General features: G+C 67.3%; 15 protein-coding genes. 9 read left to right on the top strand and 6 right to left on the bottom strand.

What is annotated here, in order from left to right; genetic code table 11:
• From HMPREF3115_RS32660 to HMPREF3115_RS21085, 3 genes are all read left to right on the top strand, one after another.
• A partial coding sequence (locus tag HMPREF3115_RS32660) for an oligopeptide/dipeptide ABC transporter ATP-binding protein (protein WP_371089506.1) occupies window positions 1–459 on the top strand: 459 nt, incomplete at its 5' end.
• On the top strand, window positions 456–1,472 hold the full coding sequence (locus tag HMPREF3115_RS21090; protein ID WP_070555902.1) for a peptide ABC transporter ATP-binding protein: 1,017 nt from the start codon (window positions 456–458) through the stop codon (window positions 1,470–1,472). The genes HMPREF3115_RS32660 and HMPREF3115_RS21090, both read left to right, overlap by 4 nt.
• Window positions 1,465–2,613, top strand: a complete 1,149-nt coding sequence (locus HMPREF3115_RS21085) for a TraB/GumN family protein (RefSeq protein ID WP_070555900.1) — start codon at window positions 1,465–1,467, stop codon at window positions 2,611–2,613. The genes HMPREF3115_RS21090 and HMPREF3115_RS21085 overlap by 8 nt, the downstream gene beginning before the upstream one ends.
• A gap of 750 nt (window positions 2,614–3,363) precedes the next feature.
• Here the strand turns inward: HMPREF3115_RS21085 and HMPREF3115_RS31090 are convergent.
• A complete protein-coding gene (locus HMPREF3115_RS31090; RefSeq protein WP_200053076.1) occupies window positions 3,364–3,672 on the bottom strand; it encodes a hypothetical protein in 309 nt (102 codons plus the stop codon).
• A gap of 691 nt (window positions 3,673–4,363) precedes the next feature.
• Here HMPREF3115_RS31090 and HMPREF3115_RS21075 point away from each other — a divergent pair.
• On the top strand, window positions 4,364–4,615 hold the full coding sequence (locus HMPREF3115_RS21075; protein ID WP_070555897.1) for a hypothetical protein: 252 nt from the start codon (window positions 4,364–4,366) through the stop codon (window positions 4,613–4,615).
• A gap of 59 nt (window positions 4,616–4,674) precedes the next feature.
• Here the strand turns inward: HMPREF3115_RS21075 and HMPREF3115_RS21070 are convergent, their stop codons facing one another.
• From HMPREF3115_RS21070 to pxpB, 4 genes are all read right to left on the bottom strand, one after another.
• Window positions 4,675–5,391 (bottom strand): response regulator transcription factor, encoded by a 717-nt coding sequence (locus HMPREF3115_RS21070; RefSeq protein WP_070555895.1) that lies wholly within the window; start codon window positions 5,389–5,391, stop codon window positions 4,675–4,677.
• A gap of 485 nt (window positions 5,392–5,876) precedes the next feature.
• A complete protein-coding gene (gene pxpA / locus HMPREF3115_RS21065) occupies window positions 5,877–6,641 on the bottom strand; it encodes a 5-oxoprolinase subunit PxpA (RefSeq protein ID WP_070555893.1) in 765 nt (254 codons plus the stop codon).
• Window positions 6,642–6,701: 60 nt separating this feature from the next.
• On the bottom strand, window positions 6,702–7,769 hold the full coding sequence (locus HMPREF3115_RS21060) for a 5-oxoprolinase subunit C family protein (protein WP_053297785.1): 1,068 nt from the start codon (window positions 7,767–7,769) through the stop codon (window positions 6,702–6,704).
• Window positions 7,766–8,422: a 5-oxoprolinase subunit PxpB gene (gene pxpB, locus HMPREF3115_RS21055; RefSeq protein ID WP_006409605.1), complete on the bottom strand. Its 657-nt coding sequence runs from the start codon at window positions 8,420–8,422 to the stop codon at window positions 7,766–7,768. Before pxpB ends, HMPREF3115_RS21060 begins: the two co-directional genes overlap by 4 nt.
• Window positions 8,423–8,570: 148 nt before the next feature.
• On the opposite strand from pxpB, the gene HMPREF3115_RS21050 reads away from it, so the two are divergent.
• Window positions 8,571–9,083, top strand: a complete 513-nt coding sequence (locus tag HMPREF3115_RS21050; RefSeq protein WP_006408041.1) for a winged helix DNA-binding protein — start codon at window positions 8,571–8,573, stop codon at window positions 9,081–9,083.
• Window positions 9,084–9,139: 56 nt separating this feature from the next.
• On the opposite strand, the gene HMPREF3115_RS21045 is transcribed toward HMPREF3115_RS21050, so the two are convergent.
• Complete coding sequence (locus HMPREF3115_RS21045; protein ID WP_045594300.1) at window positions 9,140–9,748, bottom strand: 5-formyltetrahydrofolate cyclo-ligase; 609 nt, start codon at window positions 9,746–9,748, stop codon at window positions 9,140–9,142.
• Window positions 9,749–9,756: 8 nt separating this feature from the next.
• Here HMPREF3115_RS21045 and HMPREF3115_RS21040 point away from each other — a divergent pair, with 8 nt between their 5' ends.
• From HMPREF3115_RS21040 to HMPREF3115_RS21025, 4 genes are read left to right on the top strand one after another with little or no spacing between them, the layout of a single operon-like run.
• The gene (locus tag HMPREF3115_RS21040; RefSeq protein ID WP_070555891.1) at window positions 9,757–11,709 is read left to right on the top strand and encodes a lytic transglycosylase domain-containing protein; all 1,953 of its coding nucleotides are present in this window, start codon (window positions 9,757–9,759) and stop codon (window positions 11,707–11,709) included.
• Window positions 11,710–11,767: 58 nt separating this feature from the next.
• Window positions 11,768–12,727: a complex I NDUFA9 subunit family protein gene (locus tag HMPREF3115_RS21035; protein ID WP_070555889.1), complete on the top strand. Its 960-nt coding sequence runs from the start codon at window positions 11,768–11,770 to the stop codon at window positions 12,725–12,727.
• Between the two features lie 59 nt (window positions 12,728–12,786).
• On the top strand, window positions 12,787–13,434 hold the full coding sequence (locus tag HMPREF3115_RS21030; RefSeq protein WP_006408037.1) for a glutathione S-transferase family protein: 648 nt from the start codon (window positions 12,787–12,789) through the stop codon (window positions 13,432–13,434).
• Window positions 13,431–14,672: a multifunctional CCA addition/repair protein gene (locus HMPREF3115_RS21025; RefSeq protein WP_065494439.1), complete on the top strand. Its 1,242-nt coding sequence runs from the start codon at window positions 13,431–13,433 to the stop codon at window positions 14,670–14,672. Before HMPREF3115_RS21030 ends, HMPREF3115_RS21025 begins: the two co-directional genes overlap by 4 nt.
• Window positions 14,673–14,942: the final 270 nt, after the last annotated feature.

Raw genomic sequence — 14,942 nt, 5'->3', positions numbered from 1 at the left:
GCGCTCGACGTGACGATCCAGGCGCAGATCATGGATCTCCTCGTCAAGCTGCAGAAGGAGCGCGGGATGGCGCTCGTGCTGATCTCGCACGACCTGGCCGTGGTGTCGGAGGTCGCGCAGCGCGTCGCCGTGATGTACGCGGGCGAGATCATCGAGACCAACCGCGTGCCCGACATCTTCCGCGCGCCGCATCATCCGTACACCGAAGCGCTGCTCGCGGCGATTCCCGAGCACAATAAGGGGGCGCGTCGCCTTGCCGCATTGCCGGGCATGGTGCCGGGCCGCGATGATCGCCCGTCCGGGTGCCTGTTCGCGCCGCGCTGCAAGTACGTCGTCGACGATTGCCGCAAGGCGCGCCCGGCGCTCGATACGCTGGTGCCCGGCAACGATGCAATGCGCGCGCGCTGCATCAAGCCGCTGAACCTGTCCCATGTCGACCTGAACGGAGGCGCACGATGAATGCTGTCAACGAAACGCGCCGCGTCGAGCACGACGAGGACGACGTGCTGGTGGCCGACCAGCTCGCGAAGCACTACACGGTGCGGCGCGGGATGTTCGGGCAGGGCACGGTGAAGGCGCTGAACGGCGTGTCGTTCGCGCTGAAGCGCGGCCGCACGCTCGCGGTGGTCGGCGAGTCGGGCTGCGGGAAATCGACGCTCGCGCGCCAGCTCACGATGATCGAAACGCCGACGTCCGGCCGTCTGTCGATCGACGGCCAGAACGTGGCCGGCGCGAGCCGCGACACGATCGCCGAGCTGCGCCGCCGCGTGCAGATGGTGTTCCAGAATCCGTTCGCGTCGCTGAATCCGCGCAAGACCGTCGAGCAGACGCTCGCCGAGCCGCTCGAGATCAACACGAAGCTGACCGCGGTCGAACGCGCGCAGCGCATCGCGCAGATCATGCGCACGGTCGGGCTGCGGCCCGAGCACGCGAAGCGCTATCCGCACATGTTCTCCGGCGGGCAGCGCCAGCGTGTCGCGATCGCGCGCGCGATGATCCTCGAGCCGCGGATCGTCGTCGCCGACGAGCCGGTGTCCGCGCTCGACGTGGCGATCCAGGCGCAGATCCTGAACCTGTTCATGGATCTGCAGGAGCAGTTCAAGACGAGCTACGTGTTCATCTCGCACAACCTCGCGGTGGTCGAGCACGTCGCCGACGACGTGATGGTGATGTACTTCGGCAGCGTCGCCGAGCTCGGCGACAAGGCGACGATCTACGCACGGCCGCGCCATCCGTATACGCGCGCGCTGATGTCGGCGACGCCGGCGATCTTCGAGGAAGACCGCCGCGTGCAGATCAAGCTGCAGGGCGAGCTGCCGTCGCCGCTCAATCCGCCGTCGGGCTGCGCGTTTCACCAGCGCTGCCCGTATGCGATCGAGCGGTGCCGTGTCGAGGAACCGCAGCTGCGCGACGTCGACGGACGCCGCGTGGCCTGCCATCGCGCCGAGGAGGTGGGGGAGGCGAATGCCTGAACGGTTGGCGGCGCGCGCGTCGAGCGCGCGCCGTTCGGGAGCGGGCAGCGCGCGCATGCTGCGCGCCTGCCGCAGCGCGCGGCGCTGGAGCGTGCGCACCGTGACTGGCGCGGCGCTGGCCGGTGCATGCCTTGCGGCCGGCATCGGCGTGCCGGTCGACGTGGCGCGCGCCGAAGGGCGAGCGCCCGCCACGTCGCCGATCCATCCGTCACAGGTGCCGCCGCCCGGCGTGAGCCTGCCGGGCTTTCACGTGCCGCCGTCCGAGTCGAACGGCACCGTCGCGCGCGGCGCGGTGCGCGTGCAGCCCGCGCGCATGCCGTTCTACGTCGCGACCAAGGGCCGCGTCACGCTCTACGTGCTCGGCACGCTGCATACGGGCGATCCGTCCGACTATCCGAGCGCGCAGCCGTTCCGGCCGCGCATCCTCGCCGCGCTCGCCGCGTCGCCGACGCTCGCGCTCGAGCTGTCGCCCGACGATCTGCTCGAATCGCAGGACGACGTCGCGAAGTACGGCGTCTGCCGTTACGCCTGCCTGCCCCGGCTGCTGCCCGAGCCGCTGTGGCAGCGGCTCGCGGCGCGTCTGCACGGCAATCCGGCTGCGCTCGCGGAAATCCGCAAGATGCGGCCGTGGCTCGCGTCGCTCGTCGTCGAGACCTACGATTCGCTGTCGGCCGGCCTGCAGACCGAGTACGGCACCGAGGCGCAATTACAGAACGTATTCCTGAAGAAGAAGGGCGGCCGCGTGATCGGGCTCGAGACGCTGGCCGAGCAGATGCGCGCGTTCACCGGCCTGACGCTCGCCGAGCAGCGCGAAATGCTCGCGCAGGACATGGTGCAGACGCCCGCGCAGAACGCCGACGACGTGAAGGCGCTGCACCGGCTGTGGCGAATTGGCGACGCCGATGCGATCGCCGCATGGGCCGTCGCGAAGAGCGAACGGCTGGCGCGATCGAAGGCGTTGTCGGCGTCGATCGACAACAAGATCCTGTACGAACGCAATCGGCGCTTCGTTGCACGGATGACGGCAATCGCGGCGCCGAACCGCCCGCTGTTCGTCGCGATTGGCGCGCTGCACTTGGGCGGCCCGCGCGGCGTGCTCGAATTGTTGCGTCGACAAGGTTACAGCGTCGACGCGAACTGACGGCGCGCGACGCGCCGCTTCGATCCATCCCCGTTTGATTGCCGGTGCATCGACGGCACGCGACGTGTGCGCTGCGCGGCGCACCGATCAGGAAAACCCTCGATTCGTCGGAAAATAGCGTTTAAAACGATTGACATCCGGTTCGGCCAATCTCTATTCTTCGCATCACAAGTTGAAAAAATGAAAAGAACAGATAAGTACAGGTAAGTTCTACGGGGTAGCAAAAAAAAGCGCGGGGTGAGCGCAGCCGGCACGTCGTCAGCGTGCCGGCCACGGCGTGGCTGCATGCACGGCGGGGCCATCATCGTCGGATAACAAATGCATGCGGACCGACTTGCGAAAAGCAGCGTTCCGTCGTCCGACCGGGGAATGCAGTATCGGGCGGCGGCGGACGTTTTTTCATCCGGAGCAGCTTTCCGGTCGCTGCCGACAGACGGTTTGGTGGACGTATCGACAGACGGCGAAGCCGCGGCGAATACGTCGACAGAAAAGCGCTACGAGGGCGCTTTTTTCTTTTGTGCGGCCGATGCGCGTCGTCGCCGCTTCTTCGAGCAGCGGGCGCGATCGACGCGTTTTACCGGCCGGTCGGCGATTTCAATGTCTGGCCGACCGTGTGGCGCATCGTTGGATTGGCCGGAAGGCCGCGTTGAGCGGATAAGGCGGCACTGAAATGGCGGCGGGCCCGAAACAGGTCATGCCTGCGGTGCAACGCCGAAAGCCCGCCATCGGCATCTGAAGTTCAGCGACAGTTCATCCCGTTGCTTTTTGTCGATTGGCAGGCGGCTGAAGCCCGCCGTGCAGTCCACCGCCGACAACCCCGATGATCATGCCCTGGATGCCCATCATTCCGATCGGCTGCCCCGTGGCGGCTCCCGCGAGCGCACCACCGATTCCTCCAGCGACGGATTGCTGCAAGCCGCCCAGCACCATACCGCCCCAATTCCATGCGCCCGAAACAGCAGCGCATTCTTCGGCCGTGAGCATTCTCGGGCTGGTGAGTGCCGTCAGACCTGCGGAATTGCCGGCTTGGCATGATGCGTGAGTGAAGTTTGAAATCATGACGATCGACCTATTGATTTGTAGTATGCGAACAGCAGGCTCTCCGCAATAACGGCAAGCGATATGAGACCCACCGATAACGTCGTGGTGATGTGAAAGTCTGTCAGTTTTTCAATGGACGAGTGCGCTCCCATGTAGATGAGAAAAATAATCGCGGCCTTTGTCGGTATCAGTATGAGATTTTTCGGCGTGAATGGCTTCATTGGCTGTGATCGAAATGAATGCGATGTTGTTGCGTGTGTGCCCGTTTAGGGGTGAATTTATCACTCCGCCTGATGAGTGAAAATGTGCAATTTCTCACGCTTTTTACTGTTTCAGATGGCTTCGCACACTGCGTGGGTGGCTTGGAAGGAGCGAAATCTGCGGGCCGCAGTGTCGTCCATCGGCGGGAGCAGGCGATACGGCGCGCCGGCATAACACGCGTCGAGCGTATGACAGATCCGAGCGCGTCAGCAAAAAAGAGCTTACTCGGGCGCCTTCGAAGCACGCCAATACCATGAGAAATTCCATATTCTCGATCGAGATTCGAAGTGCTAGGTTATTCGTCGATGCGCACGCCGGTAACTTTCTTGCTCAAAGCTGGAATTGCATCTTGCGGTAATTGGCAGCCGTAAATCGACGGTGGATGCACGTACGGCATCCACCGCTCTCGATTACTCATTTTTTACATCGCTCAATGAAATTTCGATCCGTGATTCAGGCAGCAGCGAAATTTGCAGAATACGGCATCTTCATGGCTCCGCTTGCTCCGCGCTTTGGCGGTGGATGGTCGGGCATTCTGGTTGGCGGCGCAGTCAGGGCGCTCGTCTTCGCCGCGGGATACGCACTTCTCCTTTACATGCTGAACAGCTGGTCGCTCTTCAAATGGAGCGCCGGGGCACTCTGTTTCCTCTTGTATGCCTGCTTGCAGGAAACGATCACGTGCCGCAGCGCGGGCCGCTAAACTGCGTCGCGGCAGTGAAGAGCGTGGCGCAATTCGACCGCGCCGACCGACCGCATCAATTACGTTCGATCACGAGGACCTTCGAGCGGATAGACGGTTGCCGGTCTAGCCATCGGCTCTCGCGCCAAGTCGCGCTCCTTCCCGCTGTCGTCACGTGCATCGATCAGTCCCAACGCAATTGCACGCGTAATGACGTGAGTACGATTCCGGGCGCCCAAAACGCGCATCGCGCTTGCAATGTGATTGTCGACCGTGCCGAGCGCCAGATTCAGCATCGTCGCGACTTCCTTGGTCGAGTGCCCGGAACAAACCAGTGACAGCACGTCGCGCTGACGACGCGTCAAACGCATACCGGAGCCGGCATCGGCTGCGATGTCGGGAAACGCAGAGCGGCCGTCGAGCACCGACTGCAGCGCGTCGGAGAAAGCATCGAGCGGCGCGCCCTTGGCAAGGTACGCAATCATGCCCAGACGTTTCGCCTCATCGATCCACGGCCGCCGAAGGGCCGCCGTCACGATCGCACATCGATCGGCAACGCCCGATGCATGAAACTGCCGCGCGAGCGGCAGCCCGCCTCCGGGCACATCGAGATCCAGAAAAATCCGGAACCAGCCGGACATACGGCGAAAAAGATCTAGCGCACCGCTCGCACTGTGGCAAACCGTCACATCGATCCGGTCGTTCAGATCGGTCAATGCGCGGCCAATCGCATTCGCGACGATCGGGTGCGCGTCGACAACGAGGACCGGCAAGCGCTCGCAGCTTCCTCTCGTCATTGTCCACTCCTGTTCGTGAACCGGGGCAGGACGTAGACAGTGCCACCGAGAGCGCCTCGAAACAATCGTATACCGTCCATTGCGCCGAACCCTGAGACGCAGTGCAGGCTGGGTACGCGGTGCCGGTTTGACTTCGCAAAGGGCGCGCCCGGGCAGCGGACGGATCGCGCCGGCATACCGGGCAAGCAAGGAAAGAGCGCGGCACATCAGGACGCTTGCGAGACCGCAATCAATCAGAGTGCGGCCACCGCCCAAAGGAAAACGCGCCCGCGCGCGGCGCTTTTCGGGTGACACCATCGCCGCGGCTTTGCCGTCTATCGACGGGTGTCCTAAAGCCGTCCGGCCGATGGCGACCGGAAACGTACTCGGACGAAAAAGATCCGCGGCCGCCCGAGGCCTGCCTTTGCCGGTAAGACGACTGAACCTCGCTTGTCGGCGCGAGAAACGCCGCGCAGGAACAAGGCGCCGCCCGGCAGCGACAGGACTTACGTCTCTTCCCCCGCCTGCAACGCCCCCGGCGCCGCCACCTCCACCCCCGCCTTTTCCAGCGCCTCCCGAATCCTTCTCGCGAACGCGAGCGCATGCGGTCCGTCGCCGTGCAGGCAGACCGTCTGCGCATTGAGCGGCACCCATTCGCCGCTCACCGCACGCACCTGCCGGTCGCGCACCATGTCGAGCGTCCGCGCGAGCACCGCGTCTTCGTCGTCGATCAGCGCGCCGGGCTCGCTGCGCGGGACGAGCGAACCGTCGGCGCGATAGCCGCGATCGGCAAAGACCTCTTCGACGGCCGCGAGCCCCGCTTGCCGCGCGGCGGCCACGAACACGCTGTTCGCAAGCCCGAACACCGCGAGCGACGGATCGAAATCGTGGATCGCCGACACGACCGCATCCGCGATCATCGGATCGCGCGCCGCCTGGTTGTACAGCGCGCCGTGCGGCTTCACGTGCGCGATGCGTCCGCCTTCCGCCTGCGCGATCGCGGACAGCGCACCGAGCTGATAGAGCACGCCGGCATAGATGTCGCCGGCCGGCAGCTGCATTTCCTTGCGCCCGAAATTCTCCGGATCGTGAAAGCTCGGATGCGCGCCGATCGCGACGCCTTTCTGCACGGCCCAGCGCACGCAGTCACGCATCGCATTGGCGCCGCCCGCATGCCAGCCGCATGCGATGTTTGCCGATGTGACGAGGTCGAGCAGCGCCTCGTCCGATCCGCATCCTTCGCCGAGATCGGCATTCAGATCGATTTCCATGATGTTCCTCATCCACTCATTGCGCGGCGCGCCCGGAACGTCGTCGCGTTCCGGACGTCGTCACGCGGCGCGCGACTGCGCGCGGCGGCGCGCCTCCTCGCGCATCTCGATCGCGACGTCGATCTGACGCAGATAGGCGCGTTCCGCGATCAGCGCGGCGCGCGCGGCTTCGGGCGTCGTGCGCACGAAGCGGATCGGCAGGTTCAGCCGCGCCTGCGCGAGCTTCCACAGATCGGCGCGGATCACCGTGCCGATCTTCGGATAGCCGCCGGTGGTCTGCGCGTCGTGCATCAGCACGATCGGCTGACCGTTCGGCGGCACCTGGATCGTGCCGGGCAGCACCGCGTGCGACAACAGTTCGGCCGGCCGCTCGCGCACGAGTTCGACACCCGCGAGGCGATAACCCATCCGGTTGCTGTTCGCGGTGACGAGCCATTCCTCGTCCCAGAACGCCTGCTGCGAATCGGCCGCGAACGACGCGAAGTCGGGGCCCGGCAGCACGCGCACGGGCATCGCCCACGGCGCATGCGCGGGCCGATGGCGGCGCGGCGGCTCGTCGACGCGCACGAACGCACACCAGGCCGGCGCCTTCACGCCGAACTCCGGGGCGTCGGGCGCGAGGCAGCCGATGCCGGCCGGCGGCACGCCCACCGGCAGACGATCGCCGTCGCGCAGCGCGCGACCGCCGAGGCCGCCGAAATGCGAGGCGAGATCGGTGCTGCGCGAGCCGAGCACGGGCAGCACGTCGATGCCGCCGGCGATGCACAGATAGCCGCGCATCCCGCGCTTGGCGGCCGGCAGCACGAGCGTCTGTCCGGCTTCGACGGGCAGGCTCCACCACGAATACACGGGCTTGCCGTCGAGCGTCGCGCCGAACTCGGTGCCGGTGATCGCGATGCGCGCCGCGCGCGTGAAGCGGAACGCGGCGGGGCCGAACGTGATTTCGACGGCGGCCGCGTCCGGCCGGTTGCCGACGAGCCGGTTGCCGACTTCGAGCGCGAGCCCGTCGAGTGCGCCGCCGAGCGCGACGCCGAGATGGCGCGCGCCGCGCCGGCCGAGATCCTGCACGCTCGACAGCGGGCCGGCGCGCATCACTTCGATGTTGCCCGGTGCGTGGTTCTGGCTCATCGTGCGTCGACTCCGGCAATGACGAATCGCACGCGGTCGCCGGGCAGCAAGAGCGTCGGCGGCTGCCGCGACGGATCGAACAGCGCGAGCGACGTGCGGCCGATCAGCTGCCAGCCGCCGGGCGACGTGGCCGGGTAGATGCCCGTCTGCGCGCCGCCGATGCCGACCGAGCCGGCCGGCACCTCGAGGCGCGGCACGGTGCGGCGCGGCACATGCAGCGCCGGCTCGAGACCGCCGAGATACGCGAAGCCCGGCTGGAAGCCGATGAAGAACACCACGTATTTCCCGGCCGCATGGCGTTCGACGACCTCGTCGGCCGATAGCCCGGTGTGCGCGGCGACGGCCGCCAGGTCGGGACCGGCCGCACCGCCGTACTCGACCGGAATCTCGACCTCGCGCCCGTCCGCGTGCTCGACGTCGGCCGTCTGCCAGGCGTCGCGCAGCAGCGGCGTCAGCGATTCGGCGCTCGCGGCGAGCGCGTCGAACACGATCGTCAGGTTGTTCATGCCGGGCACGACATCGACGACGTCGGGCCACGTGCGCGCGTGCGCGGCAACGGCCCAGACACGGCGCTGGCAGTCGAGCGTGGCGGGCGGCGGCACTTCGCAGACGAGTGCGGTGTCGCCAAGCGGATAGATGCGAGGTTGCGTCATCGGACTGGCACGGTTCGGACGGCAATGTTAACGTACATTCTCGATAAAATATCGATAAGTTACCAATAAGCGTTTTTGCCTAGCGTGTGCGCCAGACCTTCTGGCGTACACTCGGCACACCCTGACAACCCGCTTGCGCCGCCTCTCCATGAAGCGTCATCCGACCAAGATCGTCTCGTCCGAACATCTCGTCTCCGACTCGAGCGCCGAACTGTCGGAACTCGAATATGGGCTGATCATGGCCGGCAACGCATTCAACCGATGGATGGTGCGTTGCATGTCGGCGGCGGGCGCGAAGGACATGACGGCGGTCGAAGTATCGCTGCTGCATCACGTCAGCCATCGCGAACGCAAGAAGAAGCTCGCCGACATCTGCTTCGTGCTCAATATCGAGGATACGCACGTCGCGACCTATGCGCTGAAAAAACTGATCGCGCGCGGCTACGTGCAAAGCGAGAAAAGCGGCAAGGAAGTGTTCTTCTCCGCGACCGACGCGGGGCGCGACTTGTGTCTGAAGTATCGCGAGGTGCGCGAGCACTGTCTGATCGAGACGCTGAAGGACAGCGGCCTCACGAACGAGCAGATCGGCGACGCGGCGCAGCTGCTGCGCCACGCATCGGGCCTGTACGACACGGCCGCGCGCGCGGCGGCATCGCTGTAAACGATTGCGCGCCTCGGCGCGACGGCGGCATGCATGCGGCACGCCGCCGTGCGTCCTCATTCGGCGGACGGATAGAGTTGCGCGTCCGTCACGATCCAGTCCATCGCGAGATCGTGCGCTTCGGCCGGTAGCGCGTCGACGCGGCATGCGTCGTACGCGATGCCGACCGTGACCGGGAGCGACGCGCCCGGCCATGCGGCGAGCGTGCGATCGTAATAGCCGCCGCCGTAGCCGAGCCGGTAGCGCTGCAGATCGAAGCCGACGCACGGAATCAACAGCAGGTCGGGCATGACGACGACACCGGATGCAGGCTCCGGAATGCGGTGATGGCCTTCGCGCATCGGCGTGTGCGCATCCCACGCGTGAAATGCGAGCGGCGTGTGGCGCTCGCCGATCACGGGCAATGCGGCGCGGCGCCCGCTGCCTGCCGCGCACCACGCGAGCACCGCATCGCGCGCATCGAATTCGCCGGGAAGCGGCCAGTAGAAGCCGACGGTCACGGGCGCGAGCCGCTCGAGCAACGCACGCAATCGCGCCTCGAGCGAAGCGTTCGCGGCGGGGCGCGACGCGGCGTCGCGGCGCGCGCCGGACAGCGTTTTGCGAAGCGCAACCTTCGGGTTCGGCACAGGGTTGCGTGCTATGCTTTCGCTCAATTCGTGCTCCATTCAAAACGATGTCGAACAGCCTTTTCCGAGTATATCGTGCGGTCGCGCTCGCGCTGTCGGCCGCCGCGCTCGTCGCCGGCACGGCCGCCTGTGCCGCCCCGAACGACGACACGCTGGCCGGGGACGACCAGATCTTCGTGCAGCTTCGCGAAGCGGCGCGCCGCAACGACGCAGCGAAGGCTGCGCAGCTCGCCGCGATGATTCCGAACTATCCGGTGCCGTCGTACGTCGAGTATTTCCAGATCAAGCCGCAGCTGTTCGACTCGACGGGCCGCGCGCGCGTGGATGCGCCGGACGCGCCCGTGGTGTCGTTCCTGCAGCGCTACGACGGGCAGGCGATCGCCGATCGCATGCGCAACGATTATCTGCTCGTGCTCGGCGCGCGCCACGACTGGCGCAATTTCGACGAGCAGTACAAGCGTTTCGTGCTCGACGACGACACGCAGGTCAAGTGCTACGCGCTCGAGTCGCGCGCGGCGCGCGGCGAGAACGTCGCCGATGCGGCGCGCGCGCTGCTCGTCGAGCCGAAGTATTACGGCGACGCGTGCGTCGACCTCATCACCGCACTCGCGGTCAATCAGCAGTTCACGAGCGACGACGTGTGGCAGCAGGCGCGCTTCGCGTACGAGCAGAACTACACGTCGCTCGGCGGCAAGATCGTCGATGCACTCGGCGCGCGCCCGGTCGGCTTCGATCAGGCGACGAGCGCACCGCCGCTGTACCTCGCGCGCGGCGTCGGCGGCGACGCGGCCTCGCATCAGCTCGCGCTGATCGCGCTCGGCCGGATGGCGCGCAACGATCCGGACTCGGCGGCCGCGATGCTGACGTCGATCGCGCCGTCGCTGACGAAGCAGGAGCAGGCGATCGCGTGGGGCGCGATCGGCTATCAGGGCGCGCTGAAGCGCTCGCCGCTCGCGTCGGTCTGGTATGCGAAGTCCGCGAACGCGCCGCTGTCGAATTCCGGCTACGAATGGCGCACGCGCGCGGCGCTGCTCGCCGGCAACTGGCCGATGGTGCGCTGGTCGATCGAGCAGATGCCGCCGTCGCTGCGCGAAGATCCGGCGTGGATCTACTGGCATGCGCGCGCGCTGAAGCAAAGCGGCGACACGCTGCAGGCAAACCAGGAATTCGAGCAGGTCGCGGGCCAGTTCAACTTCTACGGGCAGCTCGCCGGCGAGGAGCTCGGTCAGCGCACGACGATTCCGCCGCGCACACGCGTCAGCGACGCGGAGATCGACGCGATGAGCAAGGTGCCGGGCTTCGCGCTCGCGCAGCGCTTCTATTCGCTGAACCTGCGGCTCGAAGGCAACCGCGAATGGAACTGGCCGCTGCGCGGCATGACCGACCGTCAGTTGCTGGCAGCCGCGGAATACGGCAAGCGCATCGGGCTGCTCGACCGCACGGTCAACACGGCCGATCGCACGAAGGCCGAGCACGATTTCACGCTGCGCTATCCGTCGCCGTATCGCGACATCGTCGAGCGCTACGCGCAATCGACCGGCCTCGACATCGAATGGGCGTACGGGCTGATCCGCCAGGAATCGCGCTTCATCACGAGCGCGCGTTCGTCGGCGGGCGCCGGCGGCCTGATGCAGCTGATGCCGGCCACGGCGCAGCTCGTCGCGAAGAAGCTCGGCATGGGCACGATCACGCGCGCGCAGATGCACGACATCGATACCAATATCCAGCTCGGCACCTGGTATCTGGCGGACATCTACAACAACTTCGACAGCTCGCCGGTGCTCGCGACGGCCGGCTACAACGCGGGCCCCGGCCGCCCGCGCCAGTGGCGGCAGGTATTGACGCAGCCCGTCGAAGGCGCGATCTTCGCGGAAACGATCCCGTTCAACGAGACGCGCGACTACGTGAAGAACGTGTTGTCGAACACCGTGTATTACGCGGCCTTGTTCGAAGGCAAACCGCAGTCGTTGAAGAAACGGCTGGGCATGATCTCGCCCTGATCCGCAACCTTCACACTGCCGCGCACGACGCGGCAGTGTCCTTTTTGAGGTTCCGACCATGGATGGCCAGACCGTCGCGCTGCTGGGCGGCACCGGCTTTATCGGCAGCCGGCTCGTCGCAGCGCTGATCGACGCCGGCAAGCACGTCCGGATCGGCACGCGCCGTCGCGAGCACGCGCGCCATCTGTCGATGCTGCCGGTCGACATCGTCGAGCTCGAGACGTTCGACACGCGTTCGCTCGCGCGCTTCGTCGCCGGCGCGCAGGCGGCCGTCAATCTGGTCGGCGTGCTGCACGGCGGCCGCGGCACGCCGTACGGCGCCGGCTTCGAGCGCGCGCACGTCGCGCTGCCTGCCGCGCTCGCGCGCGCGTGCGCCGAAGCCGGTGTGCGGCGTGTGCTGCACATGAGCGCGCTCGGCGCCGACTCGCACGGGCCGAGCATGTATCAGCGTTCGAAAGGCGACGGCGAGGCCGCGCTGCACGCGATCGCCGCGACCGAGCCGCTCGCGGTGACGATCTTTCGTCCGTCGGTCGTGTTCGGGCCCGGCGACGCGTTTCTCAATACCTTCGCGCGGCTGCAGCGCATCGCGCCGGTGCTGCCGCTCGCGATGCCCGACGCGCGCTTTCAGCCGGTATTCGTCGGCGACGTCGTGCGCGCGTTCGTCAACACGCTCGAGCTGAGCGCCGCGCACGGGCGCACGTACGAACTGGGCGGGCCGACCGTCTACACGCTCGAGCAGCTGGTGCGTTACTGCGGCACGCTGGTGGGCCGGCAGGCACGCATCGTGCGGCTGCCCGACGCGCTCGCGCAGCTGCAGGCGCGCGTGTTCGAGTGTCTGCCCGGCGAGCCCGTGATCACGCGCGACAATCTCGCGTCGATGTCGGTGCCGAACGTGCTGTCGGGGCCGCTCGCGCCGGAACTCGGCATCGTGCCCGCGAGTCTCGAGAGCATCGCGCCGGCCTATCTCGGCGACGCCGCGCAGCGCTCGCGATTCGAAGCGCTCCGCTCGCGCCGCTAGCGCGGCATCGGCGGCGCGCCCATCCCCGTTTTCACTTTCGCGCTTTTCGGAAGACCATCATGAAACTCGTCATTGGTGACAAGAACTACTCGTCGTGGTCGATGCGGCCGTGGCTGCTGCTCACGCATTTCGGCATTCCGTTCGACGAGATCGCGATCGAGCTGCGGCGCGACGATACGGCCGCGCGCATCCGCGAATATTCGCCGTCCGGCAAGCTGCCGTGTCTGATCGACGATCACGGCGTCGCGATCTGGGAATCGCTCGCGATCGCCGAGACGCTCGCCGAGCGCTTTCCGCAGTACCCGATGTGGCCGGCCGATCCCGCGCGGCGCGCGCATGCGCGCAGCATCTCGGCCGAGATGCACGCGGGCTTCGCCGCGCTGCGCACGCAGATGGGGATGAACGTGCGTGCGTCGATGCCGGGCCGCGGCGCGACGCCCGAAGCGCTCGCCGACGTCGCGCGGATCGACGCGCTGTGGAGCGAGTGCATCGCGGCCTCGGGCGGCCCGTTCCTGTTCGGCGAATTCGGCATCGCCGACGCGATGTACGCGCCGGTCGTGATGCGCTTCAACACGTACGCGCCGACGCTTTCGCCCGAGGCGGCCGGCTATGCGGCGCGCATCACCGCGCTGCCGGCGGTCCGGCAGTGGATCGACGCGGCGCGGCGCGAGACGAACGTGATTGCCGAATACGAGCCGGCGCGATGAACATCTATGCCGTGGGCGGTGCGATCCGCGACGAACTGCTCGGCGTGCCGGTGCAGGACCGCGACTACGTGGTGGTCGGCGCGACGCCCGAGCAGATGATCGCGCAGGGCTTCCGGCCGGTCGGCAAGGATTTCCCGGTGTTCCTGCATCCGGACACGCACGAGGAATATGCGCTTGCGCGCACCGAGCGCAAGACGGCGGCCGGCTATCACGGCTTCCAGTTCCACTACGCGCCCGACGTGACGCTCGACGAGGATCTCGCGCGCCGCGACCTGACGATCAACGCGATGGCGCGCGAGGTGAGCCCGGACGGCACGCTGATCGGCCCGGTCATCGATCCGTTCGACGGCCAGCGCGATTTGCGCGCGCGCGTGTTCCGGCACGTGAGCGACGCGTTCGTCGAGGACCCGGTGCGGATTCTGCGGCTCGCGCGCTTTGCCGCGCGTTTTGCCGACTTCACGGTGGCCGACGATACGCTCGCGCTGATGCGGCGGATGGTCGACGCGGGCGAAGTCGATGCGCTCGTGCCCGAGCGCGTATGGCAGGAGCTCGCGCGCGGGCTGATGGAAGCGAAGCCGTCGCGGATGTTCGCGGTGCTGCGCGACTGCGGCGCGCTCGCGCGGATCCTGCCGGAGGTCGACGGGCTGTGGGGCGTGCCGCAGCGCGCCGACTATCACCCGGAAGTCGACACGGGCGTGCACGTCATGATGGTCGTCGACTACGCGGCGAAGCAGCGCTATTCGCTGCCGGTGCGCTTCGCGGCGCTTACGCACGATCTCGGCAAGGCCACGACGCCCGACGACGTCCTGCCGCGCCACACCGGCCACGAAGGCCGCAGCGTCGATCTGCTGAAGCCGCTGTGCGAGCGGCTGCGCGTACCGAACGAATGCCGCGACCTCGCGCTCGTCGTCGCGCGCGAGCACGGCAACCTGCATCGCGTGATGGAGATGGGCGCGGCGGCGCTCGTGCGGTTCTTCGAGCGCACCGACGCGCTGCGCAAGCCGGCGCGTTTCGCCGAGATGCTGCAGGCATGCGAGGCGGACGCGCGCGGGCGGCTCGGGCTCGAAGCGCAGCCGTATCCGCAGGCCGAGCGGCTGCGCGTCGCGCTCGCGGCCGCGCGCAGCGTCGACGCGGGCGCGATCGCGCGCGAGATCGGCAGCGATTCGGCGAAGATCAAGGACGCCGTGCATCGCGCACGGATCGAGGCGGTCGCGCATGCGCTCGAGATCGGCGAGTAACGGCGGCGGACGGCAGGACGGCGTATGCGGTGCGCGCCACGGTGTGCGCCTCAGCGCAGGCAGGTTTGGCGGTCGGCGTAGGCGGCGGGCAGGTTGCGCCGCTGCCGGGGCGACGCTTTAGGGCTTCGCGCGCGCCGCGCGTTTGGGGCGCGGGGCGCGTGCGCTCGCCGTGCGGCGACCGACGCGCGCGGGCGATTCGCTATCGGATGCCGCCGCGCCGGCATCGGCGGGTGCGGATGCCGATTGAGCGGCGGGCTTGGCGGCGCGCTT

This window comes from Burkholderia sp. HMSC10F09 (assembly GCF_001806955.1).
Classification (GTDB): domain Bacteria; phylum Pseudomonadota; class Gammaproteobacteria; order Burkholderiales; family Burkholderiaceae; genus Burkholderia; species Burkholderia multivorans.
This window is presented reverse-complemented; position numbering and strand designations above follow the sequence as displayed.